The 23,862-nt window shown below is 69.4% G+C and carries 21 protein-coding genes; 11 read left to right on the top strand and 10 right to left on the bottom strand.

Going from position 1 to position 23,862, the window contains the following annotated elements; translation table 11 throughout:
• Positions 1 to 2: 2 nt before the first annotated feature.
• Both NNJEOMEG_RS01235 and NNJEOMEG_RS01230 read right to left on the bottom strand, forming a co-directional pair.
• A complete protein-coding gene (locus tag NNJEOMEG_RS01235; protein WP_173080509.1) occupies positions 3 to 752 on the bottom strand; it encodes an SIR2 family NAD-dependent protein deacylase in 750 nt (249 codons plus the stop codon).
• Positions 753 to 953: 201 nt separating this feature from the next.
• Positions 954 to 1,889, bottom strand: coding sequence for a tRNA (adenine-N1)-methyltransferase (locus NNJEOMEG_RS01230; protein WP_173080508.1), 936 nt, complete (start codon positions 1,887 to 1,889; stop codon positions 954 to 956).
• 83 nt (positions 1,890 to 1,972) lie between these two features.
• Between NNJEOMEG_RS01230 and NNJEOMEG_RS01225 the strand changes: the two genes are divergently transcribed.
• The 6 genes from NNJEOMEG_RS01225 to NNJEOMEG_RS01200 all read left to right on the top strand — a co-directional run bounded on the left by NNJEOMEG_RS01225 (position 1,973) and on the right by NNJEOMEG_RS01200 (position 7,380).
• Positions 1,973 to 2,950 carry a radical SAM protein gene (locus NNJEOMEG_RS01225; RefSeq protein WP_235956785.1) on the top strand — a complete coding sequence of 326 codons (978 nt, stop codon included), beginning with the start codon at positions 1,973 to 1,975 and terminating at the stop codon, positions 2,948 to 2,950.
• Positions 2,951 to 3,126: 176 nt separating this feature from the next.
• A complete protein-coding gene (locus NNJEOMEG_RS01220; RefSeq protein ID WP_173080506.1) occupies positions 3,127 to 4,581 on the top strand; it encodes an Rne/Rng family ribonuclease in 1,455 nt (484 codons plus the stop codon).
• Positions 4,582 to 4,584: 3 nt separating this feature from the next.
• Positions 4,585 to 5,184, top strand: coding sequence for an epoxyqueuosine reductase QueH (locus NNJEOMEG_RS01215; protein WP_173080504.1), 600 nt, complete (start codon positions 4,585 to 4,587; stop codon positions 5,182 to 5,184).
• A gap of 4 nt (positions 5,185 to 5,188) precedes the next feature.
• Positions 5,189 to 6,319: a radical SAM family heme chaperone HemW gene (gene hemW / locus NNJEOMEG_RS01210; protein ID WP_173080502.1), complete on the top strand. Its 1,131-nt coding sequence runs from the start codon at positions 5,189 to 5,191 to the stop codon at positions 6,317 to 6,319.
• 81 nt (positions 6,320 to 6,400) lie between these two features.
• Complete coding sequence (locus NNJEOMEG_RS01205; protein ID WP_173080500.1) at positions 6,401 to 6,904, top strand: hypothetical protein; 504 nt, start codon at positions 6,401 to 6,403, stop codon at positions 6,902 to 6,904.
• Positions 6,901 to 7,380 carry a hypothetical protein gene (locus NNJEOMEG_RS01200; RefSeq protein ID WP_173080498.1) on the top strand — a complete coding sequence of 160 codons (480 nt, stop codon included), beginning with the start codon at positions 6,901 to 6,903 and terminating at the stop codon, positions 7,378 to 7,380. The genes NNJEOMEG_RS01205 and NNJEOMEG_RS01200 overlap by 4 nt, the downstream gene beginning before the upstream one ends.
• Before the next feature lie 83 nt (positions 7,381 to 7,463).
• Here NNJEOMEG_RS01200 and NNJEOMEG_RS01195 read toward each other — a convergent pair whose 3' ends face one another.
• Together NNJEOMEG_RS01195 and NNJEOMEG_RS01190 are read right to left on the bottom strand one after the other, a co-directional pair.
• On the bottom strand, positions 7,464 to 7,748 hold the full coding sequence (locus NNJEOMEG_RS01195) for a sll1863 family stress response protein (RefSeq protein WP_173080496.1): 285 nt from the start codon (positions 7,746 to 7,748) through the stop codon (positions 7,464 to 7,466).
• A gap of 86 nt (positions 7,749 to 7,834) precedes the next feature.
• The gene (locus tag NNJEOMEG_RS01190; protein WP_173080494.1) at positions 7,835 to 9,397 is read right to left on the bottom strand and encodes a sigma-54 interaction domain-containing protein; all 1,563 of its coding nucleotides are present in this window, start codon (positions 9,395 to 9,397) and stop codon (positions 7,835 to 7,837) included.
• Between the two features lie 141 nt (positions 9,398 to 9,538).
• Here NNJEOMEG_RS01190 and NNJEOMEG_RS01185 point away from each other — a divergent pair, with 141 nt between their 5' ends.
• From NNJEOMEG_RS01185 to NNJEOMEG_RS01165, 5 genes are all read left to right on the top strand, one after another.
• A complete protein-coding gene (locus tag NNJEOMEG_RS01185; protein ID WP_173081178.1) occupies positions 9,539 to 10,516 on the top strand; it encodes a 4Fe-4S dicluster domain-containing protein in 978 nt (325 codons plus the stop codon).
• Positions 10,509 to 10,973, top strand: a complete 465-nt coding sequence (locus NNJEOMEG_RS01180) for a hypothetical protein (RefSeq protein ID WP_235956784.1) — start codon at positions 10,509 to 10,511, stop codon at positions 10,971 to 10,973. Before NNJEOMEG_RS01185 ends, NNJEOMEG_RS01180 begins: the two co-directional genes overlap by 8 nt.
• A gap of 2 nt (positions 10,974 to 10,975) precedes the next feature.
• Positions 10,976 to 11,284, top strand: coding sequence for a hypothetical protein (locus tag NNJEOMEG_RS01175; RefSeq protein ID WP_173080492.1), 309 nt, complete (start codon positions 10,976 to 10,978; stop codon positions 11,282 to 11,284).
• A 57-nt stretch (positions 11,285 to 11,341) separates the two neighbouring features.
• Positions 11,342 to 13,480: a cytochrome b/b6 domain-containing protein gene (locus NNJEOMEG_RS01170; RefSeq protein WP_173080490.1), complete on the top strand. Its 2,139-nt coding sequence runs from the start codon at positions 11,342 to 11,344 to the stop codon at positions 13,478 to 13,480.
• Between the two features lie 77 nt (positions 13,481 to 13,557).
• Positions 13,558 to 14,016 (top strand): DsrE/DsrF/DrsH-like family protein, encoded by a 459-nt coding sequence (locus NNJEOMEG_RS01165; protein WP_173080488.1) that lies wholly within the window; start codon positions 13,558 to 13,560, stop codon positions 14,014 to 14,016.
• A gap of 249 nt (positions 14,017 to 14,265) precedes the next feature.
• Here the strand turns inward: NNJEOMEG_RS01165 and thiL are convergent, their stop codons facing one another.
• From thiL to ppsA, 6 genes are all read right to left on the bottom strand, one after another.
• Positions 14,266 to 15,231: a thiamine-phosphate kinase gene (gene thiL, locus NNJEOMEG_RS01160; RefSeq protein WP_173080486.1), complete on the bottom strand. Its 966-nt coding sequence runs from the start codon at positions 15,229 to 15,231 to the stop codon at positions 14,266 to 14,268.
• Positions 15,228 to 16,430, bottom strand: coding sequence for an oligosaccharide flippase family protein (locus NNJEOMEG_RS01155; RefSeq protein WP_173080484.1), 1,203 nt, complete (start codon positions 16,428 to 16,430; stop codon positions 15,228 to 15,230). The genes thiL and NNJEOMEG_RS01155 overlap by 4 nt, the downstream gene beginning before the upstream one ends.
• Positions 16,427 to 17,071, bottom strand: coding sequence for a D-glycero-alpha-D-manno-heptose-1,7-bisphosphate 7-phosphatase (locus tag NNJEOMEG_RS01150; protein ID WP_308464625.1), 645 nt, complete (start codon positions 17,069 to 17,071; stop codon positions 16,427 to 16,429). Before NNJEOMEG_RS01150 ends, NNJEOMEG_RS01155 begins: the two co-directional genes overlap by 4 nt.
• Complete coding sequence (gene mnmA / locus NNJEOMEG_RS01145) at positions 17,068 to 18,105, bottom strand: tRNA 2-thiouridine(34) synthase MnmA (protein WP_173080482.1); 1,038 nt, start codon at positions 18,103 to 18,105, stop codon at positions 17,068 to 17,070. The genes NNJEOMEG_RS01150 and mnmA overlap by 4 nt, the downstream gene beginning before the upstream one ends.
• Positions 18,106 to 18,128: 23 nt before the next feature.
• The gene (locus tag NNJEOMEG_RS01140) at positions 18,129 to 21,167 is read right to left on the bottom strand and encodes an HD domain-containing phosphohydrolase (protein WP_173080480.1); all 3,039 of its coding nucleotides are present in this window, start codon (positions 21,165 to 21,167) and stop codon (positions 18,129 to 18,131) included.
• Between the two features lie 175 nt (positions 21,168 to 21,342).
• On the bottom strand, positions 21,343 to 23,757 hold the full coding sequence (gene ppsA / locus NNJEOMEG_RS01135; RefSeq protein WP_173080478.1) for a phosphoenolpyruvate synthase: 2,415 nt from the start codon (positions 23,755 to 23,757) through the stop codon (positions 21,343 to 21,345).
• Between the last annotated feature and the right edge of the window lie 105 nt (positions 23,758 to 23,862).

The following is a 23,862-nucleotide window of genomic DNA, read 5'->3' as shown; positions in this document are numbered from 1 at the left end:
GTTCATTGGTCCAGCAGGAGCCTGGCCAGCAGGGGCAGGGCCTCCTCGGCCCCGGCCGCGACGGCGGCGTCGCACAGGGGGGCCAGGCGCGAGGCCGCGAGGTTGATCTCGGCCAGACGGCCGCCCTGCTGCCGGACAAGCTGCGGCAGGACGTTGGCCGGGGCCACCTCGCAGGAGGTGCCCACGATGAGCGCAAGCTCCGCGCCGGAGGCCAATTGACCGCTTTTGTCGAGGGCGTCAAGAGGAATGGGCTCCCCGAAGAACACCACGTCCGGGCGCACCACCGCGCCGCAGCGCTCGCAGAGCCAGGGGGCCGTCTCCGGCGTGACCTCCATGGCCCGGGTCGCGTCCTTGGGGGCCTGGCAGCCGTTGCAGCGCCAGCCGGACATGGTTCCGTGGAATTCCACCACGTTCAACGATCCGGCCCGCTGGTGCAGGCCGTCGATGTTTTGGGTGACGATGCCCTCAATCAGGCCCGCGCGCTCCAGTTCCGCCAGGGCCTCGTGGGCCGCATTGGGCCGGGCGGCCGCCATCACGTCGCGCGCGTCCAGGATGAAGCGCCAGGCCTCGGCGGGGGAGTTCGCCAGCGCCTCGGCCGTGGCCACGCGCATGGGATCGTAGCGCGACCACAACCCGCCCGGGCTGCGAAAGTCCGGGATGCCGCTGGGGACTGATATGCCGGCCCCGGTCAGGACGAGCACCTTGCCGGAGGAGGGCCAGAGCCTTGCGATGCGTTCGACTGCTTCTTTCATGGAAGGGGGCGCCCCGTCTTCTGGGCGTGCCGCCGCTTGGCGTTGCATCGCCCACGGCGGCTGCTAGCAGATTGCCCCGGTGCTGCAAAGGGGCGCGCCGCGCCGGGTGCGGCACGTTGCGGGCCAATTGCTGGGGGTGTCGGGATAACAGCGGGGAATCCCTCCCGTTTTTGCGGAAGGGATTCCCAGATTAAAAGGTGTTCATGAACCGGCATCCGCGCGGTCCCCGGAAGCTTCCCGGGCGGCGTGCTCTCCGGCGGCAGGGCCGGGTCCGGTTTCAGGCCCGCTCTCCGTGCCGCTGTCGGGGGGCGTCCCCGGGGCCGCGTCCGATTCTGGGGGGGCGGGGGGCGTCCAGGGCTCGGGGGGCAGGCCCTTGTGGCGCGCGAACACCAGGAAGCCCGTGTGGGCCACCATGCGGTCTTCCGGACGCAGGCGGTCGGCCACTGGCTTGTAGCGCCGCAGCATGATCTCCAGCACTTCCACGTCGTCGAACTCGGAGGTCTCCAGGCCGCGCAGCAGGTCGGAAATCTGATTTGTGGTGGGCAGCAAAAAGCCCACGGGCGCTCCGGGGCAGACGGCCCGGGCGGCATGTTCCAGGCAGTCCGAGGGCTCGCGCACGTCCAGGAAGAGGGCGTCGGCTCCGTGGGCCTCCTCGGGGAAGCCTTCCTCGCTCACGTCGCGGGTGAAGAAGCTCACGCGCTGGGCCAGGCCGTTGCGCTCCAGGTTTTCGCGGGCGAGCTTGGAGAACTCGGCGCGCTTCTCGCAGGTGTAGACGCGGCCCGTGTCCCCGGCCATCCAGGCCAGGGCCGTGGTGAGCCCCCCCGAGCCGGAGCCCGCCTCGATGATGCGCCGCCCCGGACCGGCCCCCAGCTTGAGCAGCACGTAGCCGATCTCCTTGGGGTACATGATGGTGGTCAGGCGCTTCACGCCCTTGATGCAGTCGTGCAGGGTGGGCTTGAGGATGCGGTAGGGGTGTCCCTTGTGGGTGCGCACGCAGGCTCCGAACCCGGCCAGGGCCACCTCGTCCATCTTGAGCAGGCCCTCCTGGGTGTGGAAGGCCTGGGCGGGGTCCAGGGGCCGAAGATAGCGCTTGCCCTCGGGGCTTATGAGCAGTACCAATTCACCGGTTTGGATCATGCCGGAAATATTCCTTCTTCATCGTGTGGCAAAGCGCGCCACTGTGTCCCCCTCGGCCGTCCCTGTCAAGCGGAGGACCTCCCGTGAGAGCTGAATCGCAGGGCCTCGTCTTCGGCCCGGTGCGCTCCGGCCGCCTCGGCGCGTCGCTGGGGCTCGACCTTCTCGGGGCCAAGATCTGCACCTTCGACTGCCTCTACTGCGAAGCCGGGGCCACGCGCGCCCTCACGGCGGCCAGGCGTCCCTACGTGCCCGCCGCCAGGCTCCTGGGCGAACTGGCGGCCTGGCTCTTCGAGCCGCACCCGCCCTTCGAGGTGGTCACCCTGGGCGGCATGGGCGAGCCCACCCTGAACACCGACATGGGGCAGATCATCGAAGGCGTGCGCGAGCTCTGCCCGGGAACCCCCGTGGCCGTGCTCACCAATTCGAGCCTCATGGCCGACCCCGACGTGCGCCGCGACCTCTGCCTGGCCGACATGGTGCTGCCCTCCATGGACAGCCTGATGCCCTCGGAGTTCCTCCAGGTGAACCGCCCGCTGCCGGGCGCTTCGCTTATGGACATCCGCAGGGGGCTCCTCACGTTCCGCCGCCAGTTCGCGGGCAAGCTCTTTCTGGAAGTGCTCCTGCTGGCCGGCATGAACGATTCGTCCGAGAACCTTGCGCGCCTGGAGGCCTTCACGGCCGAGTTGGCCCCCGACCGCGTGGACGTGACCACCATGAGCCGTCCCGGGGCCTATCCCCAGGCCCTGCCCGCTTCCCCAGCCACCCTGGCCCGCTTCCGCGAGGCCCTATGCGGGGAGGCGCGGCCCCTGGCGGCCGGGCCGGAAAAATCGGCGCAGTTCGCGCCGCCACTGGACAACGAGGGCTCCCGGCGTTTAGAGGCCCTTGGCATGAGGGTCCTCGATTCCCTTGCCCGCAGGCCCCAGACGGCATCGTCGCTGGCGTCGGCCCTGGGCGCGGGGGAAGCGGACCTGGCAAATTTACTGGACGACCTTTCGGCGCGCGGCCTGGTGAAGGCCGTGACCCTGGGCGGCGAGACGTTTTTCTCCCGCGTCGGACGCTGACAGCCGGAAGGTCCGGACTTTTTTCGTCTTTCAACCGCGCCGGCGCGTGGGGCCATTCGCCCGCCCGGCGTCAACGGACGCCCGATCCGGGCGTCGCCGGACCAGCGGCCCCGAGGGGCCGCCCCGAAGCGCCGCGCCCGATCGCGGCCGCGCGGGCAGTCCGGAAAGGAGCTTTCATGGCTGCGAAGAAACGCAGACACAAGATGTTCATCTCCGTCCTTCCCGGAGAAGAGGTGGAGGTGGCTGTCACGGTGGACGGGGCGCTCCACGAATACTACGTGGAGATGACCCACCAGGCCAAGACGCGCGGCAACATCTACAAGGGCCGCATCCACAACGTCGATCCATCCCTCCAGGCCGCCTTCATCAACTACGGGGCCGAACGCAACGGCTTCCTGCAGATCGACGAAGTGCATCCCGAATACTACCTGGAGGACGCCACGGGCCACAAAGGCAAGTACCCGCCCATCCAGAAGGTGCTCAAGAAGGGCCAGGAGGTGTTGGTGCAGGTGGTGAAGGAACCCACGGGCAACAAGGGGGCCTTCGTCACCAGCTACCTCTCGCTGCCGGGGCGCTACTTCGTGCTCACGCCCGGGCGCGAACAGAAAGGCATCTCGCGCAAGGTGGAGGACGACGAGGAGCGCAAGCGCCTCAAGGAGATCGCCTCCGGAGTGAAGCTCGACGAGGGCATCGGCATCATCGTGCGCACGGCCTCCATCGGGCAGTCCAAGGCCGCCCTGGAGCGCGACGTGAGCTACCTCAAGCGCCTCTGGAAAGAGGTGCGCGCCAAGGGGGCCAGCGTGGCCACCCCGGCCATGATCTACCAGGAGCCCGACCTCTCCGCCCGCGCCGTGCGCGACTACCTCACCGACGACGTGGCCGAGGTCTGGGTGGACGACAAGGAGACCGCCGAGCGCGTCTCCGAGATGGCCGCCCTGGTCTTCCCGCGCCGCCAGGGCCTGGTGCGCCAGCACAACGACCCCGAGCACTCCATGTGGGAGCGCTTCTCCCTGCGCAAGCAGATCGAGCAGCTGCACGGCCGCGAGGTGATCCTGCCCTCCGGCGGACGCCTGGTGATCGACCACACCGAGGCCCTCACCGCCGTGGACGTGAACTCCGGCAAGATCGGCGGCGAGACCAACTTCAAGGAAATGGCCCTCAAGACCAACATGGAGGCCGCCGCAGAGGTTGCCAACCAGCTCCGGCTGCGCGACATCGGCGGCCAGGTGGTGGTGGACTTCATCGAGCTCAAGGACCGCAAGCACGTGGCCGAAGTGGAAAAGGCCATGAAAAACGCCATGAAGGGCGACCGCGCCCGCCACGACGTGGGCAAGATCTCGCGCTTCGGACTCATGGAGATCGTGCGCCAGCGCATGGGCTCTTCGGCCATGTCGGTTTCCACGGAGGTCTGCCCGATCTGCCAGGGCTCGGGCTCGCGGCGCAACCTGGAGTGGCAGGCCACCCAGTCGCTGCGGGAGCTTTACCGCCTGATCCGCCGTTCGGGTTCGGGCGACTCCATCACCTGGCGCACCTCCGCGGAGCTGGCCTTCTATCTGCTCAACCAGAAGCGGGGCAGGCTCGCGGCCCTGGAAGAGCAGTACGGCAAGGCCATCCACGTGCTCACGGAATAGGGCGTGCTGCTGGTCCACGCCTGTTGCGGCCCGTGTTCCATCACGGTGTTCACGGGCCTTATGGAGAGGGGGCTGTCCCCCAGGGGGTTCTTCCACAACCCCAACATCCACCCCCTGGGCGAATACCTGCGCCGCGCCGAAGCCCTGGAGCAGGTGGCGGCGCGCCTGGGCACGCCCGTTGACTTCGACCACTCCGGGCACGACCCAGCCTCCTTCCTGCGCCTGACCACCTTCCGCGAGAAGGAGCGCTGCCCCCTATGCCATGCCCTGCGCCTGGAGCGCACGGCGCGCGAGGCCCGACGCCTGGGGGCCGGGGCCTTCACCACCACGCTCCTCTACAGCCGCTACCAGGACCACGAGGCCATCCGCGCCGCCGGTGAGGAGGCCGCGCGCGTGCACGGCGTGCCCTTTCACTACGAGGACTTCCGCCCCGGCTGGGACGAGGGCCAGCGCCTCGCCCGGGAGTGGGGGCTCTACCGCCAGCCCTACTGCGGCTGCGTGCACTCGGAATTCGAGCGTTACGTGAAGAAATTGCGCCGCCTGCCCTTGTCGGCGGGCTATCCCGGCGCAGGGCCTGCCTGCGGGGGCGTGAACCCGCGCTAGGCCCATGCTCCTCTACGTCCACGTGCCCTTCTGCGCGGCCAAGTGTCGCTACTGCGCCTTCGCCTCCCAGCCCCTGGACATGGACGCCCTGGAGTCCTGGGGTCGGGCCGTGGCCGCCGAGGCCGCCCACTACGGCAGGATTCTGGGCCGCCCCGAGGTGGAGACCGTCTACCTGGGCGGGGGCACGCCGAGCCTCATGCCCGCCTGGGCCTTCGACCGGCTCATGGAATCCCTCAAGCGCCACTTCAACATTCCGGCGGACATCGAGTTCACGCTGGAGGCCAACCCGGACTCCGCCCGCGACACCGACCTCATGCGCCTGTGGCGCGAGGCCGGGGTGAACCGGGTGTCGCTGGGCGTGCAGTCCCTGCAGGGCGAGGAGCTGGCCCTGCTGGGGCGCCCCCACACCCTGGCCGACGTGCACACCGCCGTGCAGCGCCTGCGCGCCCAGGGCCTGCCCAACCTCTCGGTGGACCTCATCTGGGGCCTGCCCGGCCAGCGCCTGCGCTTCTGGATGGAGAACCTCAAGGCCGCCGTGCGCCTGGGGCCGGACCACATCTCGGCCTACGGGCTCACCCTGGAGCCGGGCACGCCCCTGGCCGAGGCCGTGGAGGCCGGGGCCATGGCCCCGGTCGGCGAGGACGAGGCCGCCAGGATGTACGTGCAGGGCGGCGACTTTCTGGAGGAGCAGGGCTTCCTGCACTACGAAATCAGCAACTTCGCGCGCATGGGCTTCGCCTCGCGCCACAACCAGGGCTATTGGGAAGGAAAGGACTACCTGGGCCTGGGGCCTTCGGCGGTTTCCACCCTCCAGGGCAGGCGCTGGGAGAACCCCCGCGCGGTGTCCGACTACGTGCAGGCGGCCCGGGACAAGGCCTGGGGCCGAGACGCCGAAACCCTGGACCCCCAGGTGCGCGCCCGCGAGCTTCTCATGCTGGCGCTGCGCACCTCCCGGGGCATGCGCCTGGCGGACTACCGCCGCCTCACCGGGCGCGACCTGGCCGGGACCGAGGCCAAGCTCCTGGGCGCGCTGCGCCAGAAGGACCTCATCCGCATCAAGGACGGGACGCTTCGCCTGACGCGCCAGGGCATGCTTGTCTCCAACCTGATCATCGGGCGCTTCCTCTTTCCCTGACGCCCCGGGCTTTTGCCCGGCCCCGGATTGGTGTAGGGAACCCGAAACCCCTTGCGGGGAAACCGTGGAGGTATCCAGGCGATGCGAAGAATCGTCCTCATCCTGGCCCTGGCTCTGGGGCTGGCCTGCCAGGCCGCTTCGGCCGCCGCCCAGGAGGGCCATGCGGAGAGTTCCGGCACGGTGCGCATGAGCGTCGGGCGCGGGGCCATGATCGTGAGCATCACCGGCGGCTCGGGCGCGCTCACCTACCAGGGGCAGGAATACCCCTTCAAGGTGGGCGGCATGGGCCTGGGGCTACTCGGCGTCAGCAAGGTGGAGGCCGAGGGCGAGGTGTTCGACCTCAAGCGCGTCGAGGATTTTACCGGGGCCTACGCCCAGGGCGGCGCGGACTACTCCTTCGGGGACGGCAAGGGCGTCCTGTGGCTGCGCAACACCAAGGGCGTGACCCTGCGGCTGCGCTCCGTCGTGAAGGGCGTGTCCCTGGCCGCGGCCGGCGAGGGGCTGTTGATCCAGTGGGGGGAAATCCGGCAGGGAACGCAGGCGGGAAAACAGAACGGCGAGACGCTCACAAGGGAGAATCCATGAACACGGCGACGATCTTCAGGCTGGCGCGGCATGCGGCCCTGGCCCTCATCCTCACGGCGGCCCCGGCCCTTGCGGCCGAGAAGACCCCCCATGAGGGGCCGGGCGCACCTTCGGGCACCATCAGCATGGAATACGGACAGGGCGGCTTCCTGCTTTCGGCCAGCGGGGGCAACGGGACGCTGATGTTCCGGGGCAAACGCTACGCCTTCAAGACCGGCGGGCTGGGCGTGGGCGGCATCGGCGTGTCCAAGGTGTCGGCCTCCGGCGAGGTCTACAACCTCCAGCGCATCGAGGACTTCCCCGGGGCCTACTTCCAGGCGCGCGCCGGCTACGCCGTGGGCGACGGCAAGGGGCATCAGTGGCTGGAGAACACCAACGGCGTGGTGCTCAAGCTCAAGGGCAAGTCCAAGGGCCTGCACTTGAACCTTGGCGCGGACGGCCTGATGATCGAGATGGGAACCATCAAGAAGAAATAACGCACGGCGGCCGCGCGGGCGGCTCAGGACCGCCCCGCGCGCCGTCGCTCCCGGCGGGATGGAGCTTCCCGCCGTACGGGGCGCTAGAATTTGCCCTTGGCCTTGCTCAAGGCGTCCTTGAGTTCGTGGAAGGCGTTCTCGAACCCTTCCTTGAGCTCGCCCCAGGCCGAACCGCCGCCCTTGCGCAGCAGCGTGAGCTTGTAGCGCGCCAGGTCGTACTTGGATTCGAGCCTGGACAGCTTCTCTTCGAACTTTCCGATGGAGCCCTCGCCTCTGGCCTCGGCCTTGGTTTTGACCTTGTCGATCTTCTCGCGCAGCCGCTCGAGCTGCTCTTCCATCTGGACGCCGAACTTTTCGCGCTCCGGCATGGTGATGTCTCCCGCAACATGTTGAAAGAATTGATCTGATTTTTCAATTCATAGAGCGTTGCCGGGCCTTTGGCAAGGCCCATGCCTCAAGAACGAACCACGCGGGCGCATTCCACCCCGTGCTTGCGCATGCGGTTGTGCACCGTGAGCCGCGTGACGCCCAGAAGTTTCGCGGCCCTGGTCTTGTTGCCGTCCGCCTGGCGCAGGGCCTCCACCAGTTCGTCGCGTTCCCTGTCGCCGTGGAGGCTCGCCGCGGTCGGGGGCGGGGCGAGGAGCGGGCCGAGCGCCTGTTCCCGGTGCGCGCCGCGTCCAGGCGCGAGGCCGCAGGCTAGGCAGGCCCCGGGGGCCGGGGCCGAGCCGGGCGCGGGGACGCCTTGCGCCGGACGGTGAGCGGTCTCCCGGGTCGGAGGGACTGTTTCCCGCGCGAGAGTTCCCGCCGCGAGCGTTGCGTCCGGGCAACCGGAGGCTCTTGGGCCTCCAAGGCCGGGCGGCAGGTCCTCGGGGCCGATGCGCCCGTCCTCGCAGAGCACGGCGGCGTATTCCAAGGCGTGCTTGAGCTCGCGCACGTTGCCGGGCCAGGCGTGGGAGGCCAGCACGCGCAGGGCCTCGGGCGTGAGCGACAGCGGGCCCGCGCCCGACCGGGCCGCGTGGCGCGCCAGGAAGTGGGCCGCGAGCCCGGGCAGGTCGTCCAGGCGCTCGCGCAGTGTCGGCATCACGATGGGCAGCACGTTCACGCGGAAGAAGAAGTCCTCGCGGAAGCGCCCCTGGGCGATGAGGCCGCGCAGGTCCTGATGGGTGGCGGCGATGAGCCGCACGTCCACGGGCACGGGGCGGTTTTCGCCCACGCGTTCGATGGTCTTGGTCTCCAGGGTGCGCAGGAGCTTCACCTGGATGGAGAGGGGCGCGTCGCCCAGTTCGTCCAGGAAGATGTCGCCGCCGTGGGCCTCCTCGAACCGTCCGCGCCGGGCGCGGTGCGCGCCGGTGAAGGCCCCCCGGGCGTGGCCGAAAAGCTCGCTCTCCAGGAGCGATTCGTTGAGCGCGGCACAGTTGAGCTGCACGAACGGCCCTCTGGCGCGCGGCCCCAGTTCGTGGATGGCCCGCGCGGCCAGCTCCTTGCCCGTGCCCGATTCGCCCAGCAGGAGCACCGGGGCCTCGCTGCGCGCCGCCTTGGGCAGGATGTCGAAGAGCCTGCGCATGGCGGGCGAGGAGCCCACCATGCCGTGGAAGGAGCCCGGCTCGTCCAGCAGCCGCGAGAGTTCCTCCACCTTGCGGTCCAGGCGGTCCAGGTCCGAGAGGTCCATGACCGTCTCCACCGCGCCGATCACCCGGTCCGAAGAGTCGCGGATCACCGACTGGTTCTTGAACACCGGAATGCGCAGGCCGTCCTTGCGCACGATGAGGCAACGCTTGGGCCGGGGCGGGTGCCCGTCGAAGAGACGGCACCAGCTCCCCTTGGCCTGGCGACGGCTTGTCTCGCAGGCGTCGCAGTCGAAGAGCTTGCAGCTGCGCCCCACAAGTTCCTCGTGGGAGTAGCCAGAGAGGCGCGTCATGGCCTCGTTGACCATGACGATGCGCCCCGAGGGGTCCACCAGGAAGACGCCTTCCTGGATGGCGTGGCAGATGTCCTGCCAGTGGGCGCTCACGTCCATGGGGCCTCCGAGTGATCGTTACGTATAGTCAAGTGTATATGCTCATGAATGTATAAGGCCAGGCCCAGGAGGATGCAATGCTAAAAATACATTGTTATTCAATGGTGTTGTAGGTTGGCACGCCCCGTGCTTTCCCGGGTCATGCTCAAAACCATCGACCCCAAAGCCCGCTTCTCCCGGCGGACGCTGTTCAAGGCTCTGGGCCTGGGCGGCGCGGCCGCGCTCCTGCCGGAGCGTTCGCGCGCCGCGGCCCTTCCCGTAACCGGCCAGGAACTGGCCACCTTCCTGGACCTCTCCAAATGCATCGGCTGCGGGGCCTGCGTGGAGGCCTGCCGCGTCGAGAACGCGGCGCGCTACCCCGAGCCGAAAAAGCCTTTCCCCAAGATGTACCCCGAGCGCGTCAAGGTGGAGGACTGGTCGGACAAGCGCGCGGTGGACACGCGCCTCACGCCCTACAACTGGCTCTTCATCCAGAGCGCCGCGGTGGACGGCCGCGAGGTGCACATCCCCCGGCGCTGCATGCACTGCCAGAACCCGCCCTGCGCCAACCTCTGCCCCTGGGGCGCCGCCGCCCGGGAGGCCGACGGCACGGTGGCCATCAATCAGGACATCTGCCTGGGTGGGGCCAAGTGCCGCGACGTGTGCCCCTGGTCCATCCCCCAGCGCCAGACCGGCGCGGGCCTCTACCTGGACCTGATGCCCTCCCTGGCGGGCAACGGGGTGATGAACAAGTGCCGCCGCTGCCCCGAGCGAGTGGCCCAGGGCAAGATGCCCGCCTGCATCGAGGCCTGCCCCCAGGGCGTGCAGACCATGGGCCCGCGCGAGGAGATCGTGGCCCAGGCCAAGGCCATGGCCCGCAACAACGGCGGATTCCTCTACGGCCTGGAGGAGAACGGCGGAACCAACACCCTCTATCTCTCGCCCGTGCCCTTCGAGAAGCTCGCCGCCGCCGTGAAGACCGGCCCCGGACAGCCCGGGCTGGCCGCCGTGGCCGACGTGATGGGCACGTCCAACCGCCTGGCCTGGGCCGTGCTTCTGGCCCCCCTGGCCGGGGCCGCCGGGGCGCTGCTCTCCGGAGCGCGCAAGATGATGGGCCGCAAGGAGGATTCCAATGGCTGACCGCCGTCTTTCCGGGAGCTTCGTCGCTTCCTCCGCCGCCGGGACCGTCCGCCTGGGCTTCTACCGCCTCGCGGCGGCGGCCCTGGCCGTTTCGGGCGTCGCCCAGATGCCCATCTTCAAGCGCTACTACATCGCAGACATCCCCGGCATGGCCTGGACCGGCGATTTCCTCTTCACCCACGCCCTGCACTACGCGGCGGCCGCCGCGCTGCTCTTCTGGCTGGGCTGGCGGCTGGCCGCCCGGGGAGCGGCCTCCCTGGGCCGGGGGCGTCTGGCGCTCCTGGGCCTGCTGGCCCTCACGGGCGGGGCGCACGTGCTCTCCAACCTTCCCGGCGTGAGCCTGTCCCCCCTGGCGGCCATGCTCCTGGACTGGACACACCTGGGCGCGGCCATGGCGCTCGGCATCGCGGCACTGGCAATGGTGTTCAACCGTCGATCCAGGACAAACAGGAGGTAGTCATGCACCCGGCAAGGATTCTCGCGGCGGTCCTCATGCTGTTGGCCTTCACCCAGGCGGCGCAGGCCAGGTCCAAGGCCTGTCCGCCCTTCTTCCTGCGCGCCGAGGACGGGGCGGTCATCAACCCCGTCACCGGGCAGAACGCGGACAAGCCCGTCTCCACGCGCCAGACCTGCGGCGCGCAGGGCTGCCACGACTACGCGGCCATCACCAAGGGCTACCACTTCCAGCAGGGGTGGGACCAGATCAGGGACGACTACTCCAAGGACAAGCCCTGGGTGCTCTCCCCGGGCATGATGGGCAAGTTCTGACCGCCCTCCTTTCGCCAGTTGGCGAAAAAGAACAACAACAATCCCGACCAGATCGACATGACCCCCTTCATGTTCGCGGCAGCGGGCGAGAAGGACGAGAAGAACCTGGGCGTGCCCGGCTGCGGCGGCTGCCACCCGGGCGGCGGCGGGCTGGAATATGACCGCGACGGCCAGCGCTACGACGCGCGTCTCAAGGGCGACCCCTCACTGGCCAAGTCCCTGGACGGCGACTACTTCAAGAGCCGCTGGACCGAGACCGGCGTGGTGGAGGCCGACTGCTTCATCTGCCATCTGCCCGGCTACAGCTTCAAGGAACGCAACAAGCAGCTCAAGAAGCTCAACTTCCGCTGGTCCGCCACGGCCGCCTCGGGCCTGGCCCAGGTGACCGGCTTCGTGGACGAGGGCCAGACGCCCCAGGTGGCCTACAACCTGCGGCTCTTCAACCAGGACGGCAAGGTGGTCCTGGACCTGAACGACCAGCCCCCCAGCGAGAACTGCGTGTTCTGCCATGGCATGTCCGACATGAAGAAGCGCGGCTTCTCCTGGAACGATCCCGTGAACCATGACGTGCACAACATGCGCGGCATGTCCTGCGTGAGTTGCCACCCCGGGGACATCAAGCACAACTTCGCCAAGGGCCAGGAAAACGTCTCCACCGTGCGCGACGACCTGGACAACACCATGAAGAAGTGCGCCGACTGCCACACCACCGGGACCATGGGCGCGCCGCGCCCCGCGCACTCGGGCGTGCGCCCCAGCCACCTGGAGAAGTTGGCCTGCGAGGCCTGCCACATCCCGGCGCTGAACCGCGCGGGCGGCGAAGGCTTCGACGTCACCACGGGCCAGATGGTCAACTATTCCAAGATCGGATCCAAGGGCATGGGCGCGGAGTTCAAGTGGGAGCCCCGCATCGAGGTGCTCAAGCGTGGTCAGCTTGCCCCGGTGAACCCGCTTCTGGTGGTCACCTGGACCAACCGCGACGCCGACGGCGCATACCATCCGCTCTTCATGCGCGAGCTGCAAAAGGCCTGGGAGATCGCCAAAACGCGCATCAAGGACGTGAAGAACCCCAACAAGCCGGAACTGCACACCCCCGAGGACATCAAGGCCATGCTCCTGGCCGTGGCGGAGGCCCTCAAGGGCAACCAGCGCTTCAAGGCCGTGTCGCCCGCCTACCACAAGGGCGGCGAGATCCACGTGCTGGACGCGGGCGGACTGGTGGCCACCCGCCAGGACGACACCTGGGTGGGCCACGGCGAGGGCTTCAACATCAACCACAACGTGGCCCCGGCCAAGCTGGCCCTGGGCGCGGGCGGCTGCCGCGACTGCCACTCCGAGACGGGCAACGTCTTCGCGGGCCGCAAGGTCACGGACATGTTCGGCCCGGACGGCAAGCCCCGCACCGCGACCAACGCGAGCCTGCTGGGCATCAGCCACGGCGCCGTGACGGCCTACAACGTCTACCAGGCGGCCATCGTGCCCTACGGCAGCTGGGCGATCCTGCTGGTGGCCTTCCTGCTCACTCTGCACTACACGGGGCAGGGTCCCAAAGGGCTGGACGCGCGCTTCGAGCCCGGCGAGATCGTGCGGTTCAGCCTGGCCGAGCGCTGGACCCACCTGGCGCGCATGCTCTCCTTCGCGGTGCTGGCGGCCACGGGCTACGTGTTCTTCGTGAACAACGCCACCCTGGCCAAGGCCGTGTTCGGCTCCTACCACGCGGCCTCGGTGTGGCACTGGGCGGCAGGGATCGTGTTCACGCTGGCAGGGGCCGCCTCGGCGCTCCTCTGGGCCAGGGACGCGGCCTTCAAACCCTATGACAGAGAGTGGTTCTCCAAGAACGGCGGCTACCTGGGCGGCCACGAGGGCGATGAGGGGCACGTCCCGGCCGGGCGGCTCAACGCGGGGCAGAAGGTCTTCTTCTGGCTCACCCTGGCGCTCACGGCGCTCATGGCCGGAACGGGCCTGCCGCTCATCTGGAAGGAGTCGCTCCCGGCGACCCTGAACCTGTGGCTTTCCACGCTGCACGGCGTTGGCGGGGTGCTCTTCGTGGCCTGCGCGCTGGCGCACGCCTACCTGGGCACCATCGGCAACCCGGGCACGTGGCGCACCCTGGTGGACGGCAAAGTGAGCCGCGCCTGGGCCAGGATGCATCACAGCGAATGGAACAGGGAGCTGGAATCGAAGCGCCGGGGGTGATACGGTCCCACGGCCTATGACAGCACGAGCGGGCTCCGGGGTAAGCGCCCCGGAGTCCGCACCCAGGAGGTGACGCCATGGAATCGAAGCCCGAAGCTGGTGGAAGCCAGCGCTACGCCTTCATCTGTTCCCGGGGCACCCTGGACGGGGCCTATCCTGCCCTGATCCTCTCCATCAACGCGCGCAGGCTGGGACACGAGGCCTTCGTGTTCCATACGTTTATGGGCATCAACGCCGTGCGCAAGGGACAGTTGGGGAAGTTCCTGTTCCATCCGCCGGGCTTCCTGGGGGCGATCCCGGGGATGTCCCGCCTGGCCAGCTGGATGATGAAGCGCCAGATCGCCCAGGCGGGCATCCCGGACCTGCCGGAGCTTCAGGAGACGGCGCAACTGGAGGGGGTGAGGCTCATCGCCTGCCGCATGACGCTGGACATGATGAAGCTCGGCAAAGAAGACCTGATCGACGGCGTCGAAGTGATGAACGCCGAGCAGTACCTGAAGCTGGCCGACACGTGCGCCATCAACATGTTCACGTAGGGTTAGGGCGAAGAGGAAAGCAAAGAGGTTGTAGTTGGAGGGCCAGCCGCCCCGGAAGGGCGGCTGGCCCTCTGTTCATCCTGTCGTGGGGCGGTACGGGAAAACCAACGTTTGACGTGGGCCGTATCGGTGAATCCCGCGAAGCAACTGCTGGGTCCAGGGGGGGCTCCCCCCTGGTGGGAGAGTGCAGAGAGGGCAGCGCCCTCTTTGCCCGCCGGAGGCATCTCCCCGTCCCCATCGCCCGCGACTCTACCCGAAGTGATCGAACCCCTTGGCGTCCTGGGGCTTGCCGTTCACGCGCAGGCCGGGCCTGGCGCTGGCCTCGCCCACGGCCCAGACCGAAGGCACGTGGCCGTAGATTTCCAGGAATTGCGCGCGGTGGCAGGCGCCCAACAGGGCGTAGTCCTCGCCGCCCAGCACGGCCAGGGCCGCGGGGTCCTGCTCCGTGGCCTTGGCCCAGGCGAGCACCTCGGGGTGGAGGATGTCCGGGTCGATGGACAGGTCCGCCCCCAGGTCCCGGCCCAGGAAACGCGGGAGGTCGCGGGCCAGGCCGTCGGAGAGGTCCATGAGCCCGCGCGTGCGCAATTTGGCCAGGGCGAGGCCGTCCTTCACCAGGGGGGCGGGGCGCAGGTGGGCGGCGGTCGCCTCGGGCCAGTCCCGCGCGGCGTCGGGGCCGAAGCGCTCCAGCACCTCAAGGCCCACGCGGGCCAGGCCCGCGTCGCCCGCCAGGAAGAGGACGTCCTGTGGCTTGCACATGCAGCGCTGAAGCGCGCGGCCCGTGGGTCCTGGCCTGCCCCAGGCCGTCACGGCCAGCATCACGGCCCCGGCGGCGTTGAGGTCGCCCCCGGCCAGGGGGATGTCGAACCGCGCGGCCAGCGCGGCCATGCCGTCCAGCACGCCTTCCCAGAAAACGCGCGGCGTGTCCGGCGGCCCGGCCAGGCCCAGCGAGAAGCCCAGGGGCAGGCAGCCCATGGCGGCTAGGTCCGAGAGGTTCACGGCCAGGGCCTTGTGGCCCACGTCGGCGGGAGAGAAGTAGGAGCGCCGGAAATGGACGTGCTCCACGAAGAGGTCCGTGGTGAGGGCCACGGTTTCGGGGCACTTGAGCAGGGCGCAGTCGTCGCCGCGTCCCAGGGCCAGGTGAGGGTGCTCGTTGGGGAAGCGGGCGTGGATGGCTTCCAGGAACTCGTCTTCGCTGGTGAAGGGCGTGGTGTTCATGACCGCTTCAGGTAGCCCGCCGTGAGCCCGAGGGCAAGGGCCGCCTCGGTGGCCACGGTGGCGGCGGCCGAACCCTTGGCCCCGAAGAAGGGGATGAGCGCCGCGTTGAGGGCGATGTTCAGCAGGGCCGTGACCACCGTGACGCGGGCGTAGAAGCCCTCGCGGCCCATGGCGATGAGGGCCTGGGTGAGCAGCCCGTTGGGCAGGATGAAGAGGAGCGAGGGAAGCACCCAGGCGCAGAGCTCCCCGGCCGGGCCGAAGCGTTCGCCGAAGGCGAGGCGGATGATCCCGGGGCCCAGCCACAGGGCCAGGGCCGTGCCCGAGACGGCCAGCAGGCACATGGCGGCCAACTGGCGGCGGAAGCTGGAGCGGAAGGCGGCCGCGTCGCCCAGGCTGGTGCGCAGGGTGCGGAAGAAGATGTGGGCGAGCGGCGAGGAGAAGAGCACGGCGGCCTCCACCAGACGGTAGGCGGCGGCGTACTGGCCCACCTCGGCGGGGTCGGCCGTGAGCTGGGTGAGCAGGATGATGTCGGACTTGAAGTAGATGGTGGTGGCCGCGCTGATGAGCAGGAAAGCCCCGCAGCTCCGGTAGAGCGAGGGGTCGATGCGCGGGGCCGGGAAAAGGCGGACCGGCGCGGCCATGGGCAGGGCCAGGGCCAGCAGCTGTCCCGCCAGATAGCCGCCGAAGAGGGCGGCTACGCCCGCGCCGGGCACGAGGAGCGCCAGGCCCACGGCGGCGGCCGTGGCCGTGCGCACGGTCATGCGCCAGCGGGCCTCGGCCACGAAGGCCCCGGAGCCCTTCAAGGCGGCCGAAAGGTAGCTCCCGGCGCTGAAGAGGGCGTAGTAGAGCACGGCCAGCGCCAGGGCCGCCTTGTGCTCCAGGGGCGCGATCAAGACGAGGCCCAGCCCGGCCAGGGTGGTGAGCGCGCAGTGGGTCAGGGCCTGGCGGAGGAGCGGAGGGCTGGACGTGAGGTGTTCTGAGGGATGGGCCGTCTCCCGGAAGATCAGAGTGGAGAAACCGCCGTCCTGGAGGATGGCGAAGAGCGAGGCCAGGGTGATGATGTAGGAATACACTCCGAAGGCGTCGGGGCCAAGCACGCGGCCCAACACGAAGGAGAGCAGGGTGGCCAGCACGGCGCAGTAGACCGTTGCCGACCACTGCCCGGCCAGGGCCTGGGCGAAGCGGCGCGCCGCGCTCACGGGGCGTTCCCGGCGTTCGCGAGCAGCGCCCGCACCGCGCCCGGCAGGTCCCGGGCGAGGAGGGTGGGCTGCGCCGGGTCGGGAGCGACCAGGCGGGTCCAGTCCGCCACCTGCTCGGGCAGGCCCAGTCTGGCGGCAAAGCGTCTGCCGTGGCCGGTGAGCACCAGCACGGACTCCGCGAAACCGCAGGAGCGGCCGAAGGCCACGTCGGAGGCGTTGTCGCCGATCATGGCGGTCTCGGCCGGGTCCAGGGCGTGGGCGTCGCGCAGGGCCGTCCAGAGGCCGGGTTCCGGCTTGCGGCAGGCGCAGCGCGCGTCGGGGGCGTGGGGGCAGAAGGCGGTGTCCCGCAGGCGGACGCCGTGGGGGGCCAGAAGCTCCTCCAGGCGGCGCTGCACGGCCTGGAAGTCCTCCTCGCGGTAGTAGCCCCGGCCGATGCCGGACTGGTTGGTGACCACGAAAAGGCGCACTCCGGCCTCCTGGAGCGCGGCCAGGGCCTCGCCCGCGCCGGGGACCAGCACCACCTGGGCCGGGTCGTGCAGGTAGTGCTTTTCCACGATGATGGTGCCGTCGCGGTCGATAAGGGCGTTGCGGATGGTGTTCATGGCCCGCGTGGGATAGCCCAAGGCGGGCAGGGAGTTCAAGCGATGATCCCGCCCGCCAGGGCGCGGCCGCTGCCGTCGAAGAGCGCGGCCACCTGCCCGGGCGTGGGGCGCTCCACGGGATCAAGAAAGTGCAGCAGGAGCCCCCCTTCGCCGTCGGGGGCGGCCCGCGCGGGCCTGGGGTGCTGGCGGTAGCAGGTCTGGACAAGGACCTCCCCGGGCCACCGGGAGGGATCGGCCAGGGCGTTGACCTCGCGCACGCGGCATTCCAGCGCGGCCAGGGCGGCCTTGGGTCCCACCACCAGGGCGTTCTTCCCGGCGCGCTTGGCCAGCACGTGGAGGGGGAAGCCCCAGGCCACGCCGATGCCCTTGCGCTGGCCGACGGTGTACCGCCAGAGGCCCTGGTGGCGGCCGACCACCCGGCCGTCCTCCAGCACGATGGGGCCGGGTCCGGGCAGGGGCGCGCCCAGGGACTGGAGAAAGGCGCGGTAGTCGTCGTCCGGGACGAAGCAGACCTCCTGGCTCTCCGATGGCAGGGGCGGGGTCAGGCCGCGACGGGCCAGTTCGGCGGGCACGCGGGCCTTGGTCCAGTCGCCCAGTGGGAAGCGGGCGTGGTCCAGGTTCCGGCGGTGCACCAAGGTGAGGAAATAGCTCTGGTCCTTGGCGGGATCGGCCCCGCGCAGGAGGGCCTGGCCGCCCTCGGGGGCCGGGGCCAGTCGGGCGTAGTGGCCGGTGGCGATGCGTCCGGCCCCCAGCGCCCGGGCGGCCTCGAAGAGCAGGCCGAACTTCATGTCGCGGTTGCAGGCCGCGCAGGGATTGGGCGTGAGGCCAGAGGCGTAGGCCTGGGCGAAGGGCGTCACCACGCGTTGGCGGAAGGCTTCGGAGAGGTCCAGGGCGTGGAAGGGCACGCCCAGGCCCCGGCAGAGGGTTTCCAGGGCGTGGGCCAGCTCCCGGGCGCGGTGGTCCGGGGGGAGAAAGTGGGCGTGCACGGCCAGGACATCGCCCCCGGCGTCGCGGGCCAGCGCCAGGGCGAGGAGGCTGTCCATGCCGCCGGAGAGCGCGACGGCCAGTGTCATGGTGCGTGGGGTCCGTGGGGCGTTCAACCGCCGCGCGCATCCTGCCGCAGAAGGGCCTCCACGTCCACCGGCACGTTCTGCCAGGGCATGAGGAAGCGCTCGGCGTAGCGCACGTGGAGCCCGGAGCGCAGGAACACCTCGAAGAGGTCCGGGTCGATGTGGCGGTCGTCGCGCATGCGGCGCATGATGCCCAGGGCCTCGGCCAGGGTCTTGGCCTTCTTGTAGGGCCTGTCGGAGGCGGTGAGGGCCTCGAAGATGTCGGCCACGGCCACGATGCGGGCCTCGATGGAGAGCTGTTCGGCGTTGAGCCGGAAGGGGTAGCCCCGGCCGTCGAGGGTTTCGTGGTGCCCTCCGGCGATTTCGGGCACGCGCTTGAGTGCGGGCGGGAAGGGGATCTGGCTCAGGATGGCCAGGGTCTGGATGATGTGCTCGTTGATCTTGAAGCGGTCCTCGGGCGTGAGGGTCCCCCGGGCCACGCAGAGGTTGTGCAGCTCGCCCAGGTTGTAGAGCAGTTCGGGGACCTCCATTTTCACGGGCAGTTCGTCGGGCCAGAGCTGGGCCCGCGTGCGCGCGATCCGCTGCTCGGGCCTGTCGGACAGGAGAGGCTCCTGGACGGGCAGGGGGGCTTCGGATTCAGGCAGGCGGTCCAGCTCGGCCTGGGAAAGCCCCTGGCGGTCGCTGAAATGGCGCGCCCAGGTGCGCGAGGCGATGGCGCGCAGGCGCTCCACGCGCTCGGGCGACATGAACTCGCCGCCGATGTTGCACTCGGCCACGAAGGCGAAGTCTTCACGCAGGGATTCCAGGCGCTCCCGCAGGCTGGCCTGGAAGTCCGGGTCGTCGGCGCGGGGGCCGGCCAGTTGGCGCAGGGCGTCTATGCATGCGTCGCGCCAGAGGATTTCGAAGCGGGCGCGCACCTCGTGGATGCGGTTGTGCAGGGCTTCGAGCTTGGTGGCCTTGTCGGCCACGTATTCGGGGATGACGAGCTTGCCGCAGTCGTGGAGCCAGGCGGCCACGGTGAATTCCCGCCAGCCTTCCTCGCCCTCCAGGGCGAAGTCCGCCAGCGGCCCGCAGTCGGCCTCGTGGGCGGCCTGGGCCAGCATCTCGGCCAGCACGGGCACGCGCACGCAGTGCCCCCCCGTGTAGGGGGACTTGGCGTCGATGGCGCCCGCCGTGAGCCGGATGACGGACTCGAAAAGCTCGCGCAGCGAGTGCACCATGTTCCAGTTGTCCTGGGCCACGGCGGCCTGGGCGGCCAGGGCCTCCACGAAGCCCGCGCCGGGGTGGTGCAGGGCGAGGGCCTCGCCGGTGGCGGGGTCCACGGGATTGAAGAGCTGCAGCACGCCCACGGCTTTGCCCAGGCGGTTGGTCAGGGGCACGGTGAACAGGGAACGGATCGCGTAGCCGTCCTGCTCGCCGGGCAGCCCCGTGGGGAAGAGCTCGAACCCTTCGCCGGAGGCCGCGGCGTTGCGCCCCTCCACGAAGGCCTGGCAGGCGTGGAAGAGCACGGTGTCGGTGTCCAGCAGGTCCACGATGTCGGGATCGACCGCAACGCGAGAGGCGGGGTTCGTGGTGAGCTTGCCCAGCATGGCCGTCTCGTCGCGCAGGCTGACCAGTTCCACGGAGAGGCCGTCGGAGTCCAGCAGGTAGACGGCCCCGCCGTCGGCGTGGCCGAAATCCTTGGCGGTGCGAAAGATCAGCTCCAGAAGCCTGCCCATGTCCTGTTCGGCGGAGAGGGCCAGCCCGGCGTCCAGGAGTCGCTGAAGGCTTTGCTGCTTTTCATGGAGGGCCAGGGTGTGGTTGCGGATGGTCTCGCGCATCACCTCGAAGGCCTGGGCGAACTGGCGCACCTCCTCGATGCGCGTGGCAGCGGGCTCGCCCGGGGAGAAATCCAGCGCGCGTACGCGGGCGGCCTCGCGGCCCAGCTGGGCCAGGGGGCGGGCGACCCTGCGCGCGATGAGCCAGGCCACGGGCACGGCAAGGACCAGAAAGACCAGGGTGTAGAGCATGTTCTGGCGCGCCATGCGCCGGATGTGCGCCGTGAAGTCGTCTTCCGGGGCCGCCAGGGCCAGCACGAGGTCCGGCGATCCCGGACCGGCCAGCGAGACGATGCAGGCCAGGCCGGGCCTGCCGTTCATGTCCATGCTGAAGGTCCTGCAAGTCGTCGAGACAGGTTCCTTGGACTCTTCGAAGGCGCGGGCCAGGGCGCGCACGGTGGGGTCGGCGGCTTCCGAGGCAGGCTTGAGCGCGAGGCCCTGACCCTTGGGGACCACCACGTCGTCGCGGGGAAGGGCCACCAGGCGTCCTTCGGTGTCCATGAGGAACACGCGCCCTCCCGGCGTGACGCCCTGGCGCGCGACCATATCCTGAAGCTGCTTCAGGCTCACGTCCGCGCCGAAGACTCCGTCGCCCGAGGCCAGGGGACGTGCGCCGGTGATGCCGGGCAGGCCGGAACTGCTGAAGACGTAGGGGGCCGTGAACACGGTGCTCTTGGCGCCCTGGGCGTCCTTGTACCAGGGGCGTGTGCGGGGGTCGTACTCGAAGTCCGTCTCTTCCCGGGAGTCCAGGCGTTCCAGGGCGGGGCCGAGGAAGGTCCAGGTCTGGATGCGCGCGCCGTCGGGCCTGCGGAAGATGGCGCGTTCGATGTAGGCCGTTTCGGGGGGCGTGCGATAGATTTGCTTCACGGCGGGCCTGTCCTTGACGGAGAAGACCTGGGTGAAGTCCCCGTCTGCATGGCCGGAGTAGACGCTCAGGAGGTCCGGGTTGGCGTCCAGCAGACCGGTGAAAAACTCCAGGCGGGAGCCTCCCCGGGCGTGGTTGTCCTTGAGGAAGAGCGCTGCCGCGCTGGCCTGGGTGGCGAGGGTTCCGGAGAACAGTTCCACGTTGGCCCTGATGCGCGCGGAGGCCTCGCCGAACAGCTCCAGGGCGGAGTCCTGGGCGGCCCGGGAGCTTTCCCGCGCGGTGACGGCCAGGTTCAGGACGGTGAGGACGGCAGCCGTGCCCACGATGAGGGCCATGACGGCCGAGAACATGCTGAAGCCCCTGGGGCTGGAAGGTGCGGGCATGGAGCGGCCTTTGGAGGCTTCCCGGATTTTTCGGCGCCTTGCCGGGAAGGCAGAAGTGCGCAACAAGGGAATCACGATGCTTAATAACCGTTAGCTTTTCGGCCGCTCCGAGTCAATGATAGGATGGGATGGTGGCGCGCCCCGGCCGCCCGTTGGCGGCCGGGGTGCTGGTGCGTCAGGCGCTTCTGCCCAGCCTCTTTTCCAGTTCGGCCACGGCCAGGGTGGTCTTGATCACCGTGTCGGGGTTGAGCGAGATGCTCTGGATGCCGCATTCCACCAGGAAGGCCGCGAATTCGGGGTAATCGCTGGGGGCCTGGCCGCAAATGCCGATGTATTTGCCCTTGGCGTTGGCCACGTCGATCACCTGCTTGACCATCCGCTTCACGGCGGGGTTTCGCTCGTCGAAGACGTGGGCCACCAGGGACGAGTCGCGGTCCACGCCCAGGATGAGCTGGGTGAGGTCGTTGGAGCCGATGGAGAAGCCGTCGAAGACCTCCAGGAACTCCTCGGCCAGGATCACGTTGGAGGGTATCTCGCACATGCCGATGATCCGCAGCCCGTTCTCGCCCTGGCGCAGGCCGTTTTCGGCCATGGTCTCCACCACCTTGCGGGCCTCCTCCACGGTGCGCGGGAAGGGAATCATCACTTCCAGGTTGGCGAGCCCCATGTCCTCGCGGATCAGGCGCATGGCGCGGCACTCCAGGGCGAAGGCGTCGCGGTAGCCCTCGGAGTAGTAGCGGCTGGCCCCGCGCCAGCCGATCATGGGGTTCTCCTCGTGGGGCTCGAACTGCGCTCCGCCGATGAGGTTGGCGTACTCGTTGGACTTGAAGTCCGACAGGCGCACGATGACGGGCTTGGGATAAAAGGCGGCGGCCAGCATGCCCACCCCCTCGGCCAGTCTGTCCACGAAGTAGTCGGCCTTGTCGGCGTAGCCGCGCGTCATGGCCTCGATGGCCTCCCGGGCGGCCGGGTCCTTGAGCTGGTCGAAGCGCAGGAGCGCCAGGGGGTGCACGCGGATGGAGGAGTTGATGATGAACTCCACGCGCGCCAGGCCCACGCCGTCGTTGGGGATGAAGCTCTTCTCGAAGGCCTGCTCCGGGGCGGCCAGGTTCATGGTGATCTTGGTTTTGGGCCTGGGCATTTCGCCCAGGTTGACGGTCTGCACCTCGAAGTCCAGGAGTCCGTGGTAGACCAGCCCCTCCGCGCCCTGGGAACAGTCCACGGTGACGGGCTCGCCGTCGCGGATGCGTTCGGTGGCGTCGCCCGCGCCCACCACGCAGGGGATGCCCAGCTCGCGCGAGACGATGGCCGCGTGGCAGGTGCGCCCGCCCCGGTTGGTGACGATGGCCGAGGCCGTCTTCATCACGGGTTCCCAGTCCGGGTCGGTCATGTCGGTGACGAGCACGCTGCCGGGCTTGAAGGCCTTGATGTTGGCGGCTTCCCTGATCACGCAGGCCAGGCCCCTGCCGATCATCTCGCCCACGGCGCGCCCGCGCGCGGCCACCTCGCCCAGGCCCGTGAGCCTGTAAGAGCGCAGCACGTTGGCATCCTTGAGGGAATGCACGGTCTCGGGCCGGGCCTGCACGATGTAGAGCTCCCCGGTGCGGCCGTCCTTGGCCCATTCGATGTCCATGGGGCGCGGGGTGCCGGCCTTGGCGGAGTAGTGTTCCTCGATGACCATGGCCATGCGGGCCAGTTCCAGGATCTCGTTGTCCGTGAGCACCAGGCGGGTGCGGTCGGCCTGGGGGACCTCCACGTTCTTGGTGGGGGACTTGGCGTCGTCCGTGTAGACCATCTTGATGGCCTTGTCCCCGGGCTTGCGCTGGAGGATGGGCCGGAAGCCCGCGCGCAGGGTGGGCTTGAACACGCAGTATTCGTCGGGGCTCACCGCGCCCTGCACCACGTTCTCGCCCAGGCCCCAGGCCCCGGTGATGGTCACGGCGTCGCGGAAGCCCGACTCGGTGTCGATGGAGAACATCACGCCCGCCGAGGCCAGGTCGGAGCGCACCATCTTCTGCACGCCGATGGAGAGGGCGATGGCGAAGTGGTCGAAGCCCTTGTCCACGCGGTAGGAGATGGCCCGGTTGGTGAAGAGCGAGGCGAAGCAGCGCTGGCAGGCCTCCAGGAGTTCTTCCGCCCCGTGGATGTTCAGGTAGGTCTCCTGCTGTCCGGCGAAGGAGGCGTCGGGGAGGTCTTCGGCCGTGGCGGAGGAGCGCACGGCAACGTCGCAGCCCGTTCCGTGGCGCTGCTCCAGGACGGCGTAGGCCTCTTCGACGGCGGCGCGCAATTCGGGCGGGAAGGCGAGCGAGCGGATGATGGCGCGCACCTTTCGGCCGCGCTGGGCCAGGTTCTCCATGTCGCGGGTGTCCAGGTCGCGGAGCACGTCCTTGATGCGCTCCTCGGCGCGGTTGTGCTCCAGGAGGAGCCGGTAGGCCCGGGCGGTGACGGCGAAGCCGCCGGGCACGCGCACGCCCTTGGGGGCGAGTTCCCGCACCATCTCGCCCAGGGAGGCGTTCTTGCCGCCCACGAGAGGCACGTCGTCGATGGAGATGTCCTCGAACCAGAGGATCAATGCGGAGCGCTTGTCCATGGAAAGCCTCCAGGAGGGACGTTTGCCCCCTGCCTACCACGGAGCCGCGGAAGCTTGAAGGGGGAGGGCGGCGTTTCTTCGCGCACAATGCGGCGAAACAGTTCT

The organism is Fundidesulfovibrio magnetotacticus (assembly GCF_013019105.1).
Classification (GTDB): Bacteria; Desulfobacterota; Desulfovibrionia; order Desulfovibrionales; family Desulfovibrionaceae; genus Fundidesulfovibrio; species Fundidesulfovibrio magnetotacticus.
Note: the sequence above shows the minus strand (reverse complement) of the source record. Positions and strands in the feature narration are given on the sequence as shown.

Coding starts and splice junctions, on each gene's coding strand:
- NNJEOMEG_RS01235 (WP_173080509.1), bottom strand. CDS start 752: ATGAAAGAAGCAGTCGAACGCATCGCAAGGCTCTGGCCCTCCTCCGGC.
- NNJEOMEG_RS01230 (WP_173080508.1), bottom strand. CDS start 1,889: ATGATCCAAACCGGTGAATTGGTACTGCTCATAAGCCCCGAGGGCAAG.
- NNJEOMEG_RS01220 (WP_173080506.1), top strand. CDS start 3,127: ATGGCTGCGAAGAAACGCAGACACAAGATGTTCATCTCCGTCCTTCCC.
- hemW (WP_173080502.1), top strand. CDS start 5,189: ATGCTCCTCTACGTCCACGTGCCCTTCTGCGCGGCCAAGTGTCGCTAC.
- NNJEOMEG_RS01205 (WP_173080500.1), top strand. CDS start 6,401: ATGCGAAGAATCGTCCTCATCCTGGCCCTGGCTCTGGGGCTGGCCTGC.
- NNJEOMEG_RS01200 (WP_173080498.1), top strand. CDS start 6,901: ATGAACACGGCGACGATCTTCAGGCTGGCGCGGCATGCGGCCCTGGCC.
- NNJEOMEG_RS01195 (WP_173080496.1), bottom strand. CDS start 7,748: ATGCCGGAGCGCGAAAAGTTCGGCGTCCAGATGGAAGAGCAGCTCGAG.
- NNJEOMEG_RS01190 (WP_173080494.1), bottom strand. CDS start 9,397: ATGGACGTGAGCGCCCACTGGCAGGACATCTGCCACGCCATCCAGGAA.
- NNJEOMEG_RS01185 (WP_173081178.1), top strand. CDS start 9,539: ATGCTCAAAACCATCGACCCCAAAGCCCGCTTCTCCCGGCGGACGCTG.
- NNJEOMEG_RS01180 (WP_235956784.1), top strand. CDS start 10,509: ATGGCTGACCGCCGTCTTTCCGGGAGCTTCGTCGCTTCCTCCGCCGCC.
- NNJEOMEG_RS01175 (WP_173080492.1), top strand. CDS start 10,976: ATGCACCCGGCAAGGATTCTCGCGGCGGTCCTCATGCTGTTGGCCTTC.
- NNJEOMEG_RS01170 (WP_173080490.1), top strand. CDS start 11,342: ATGACCCCCTTCATGTTCGCGGCAGCGGGCGAGAAGGACGAGAAGAAC.
- NNJEOMEG_RS01165 (WP_173080488.1), top strand. CDS start 13,558: ATGGAATCGAAGCCCGAAGCTGGTGGAAGCCAGCGCTACGCCTTCATC.
- thiL (WP_173080486.1), bottom strand. CDS start 15,231: ATGAACACCACGCCCTTCACCAGCGAAGACGAGTTCCTGGAAGCCATC.
- mnmA (WP_173080482.1), bottom strand. CDS start 18,105: ATGACACTGGCCGTCGCGCTCTCCGGCGGCATGGACAGCCTCCTCGCC.
- NNJEOMEG_RS01140 (WP_173080480.1), bottom strand. CDS start 21,167: ATGCCCGCACCTTCCAGCCCCAGGGGCTTCAGCATGTTCTCGGCCGTC.
- ppsA (WP_173080478.1), bottom strand. CDS start 23,757: ATGGACAAGCGCTCCGCATTGATCCTCTGGTTCGAGGACATCTCCATC.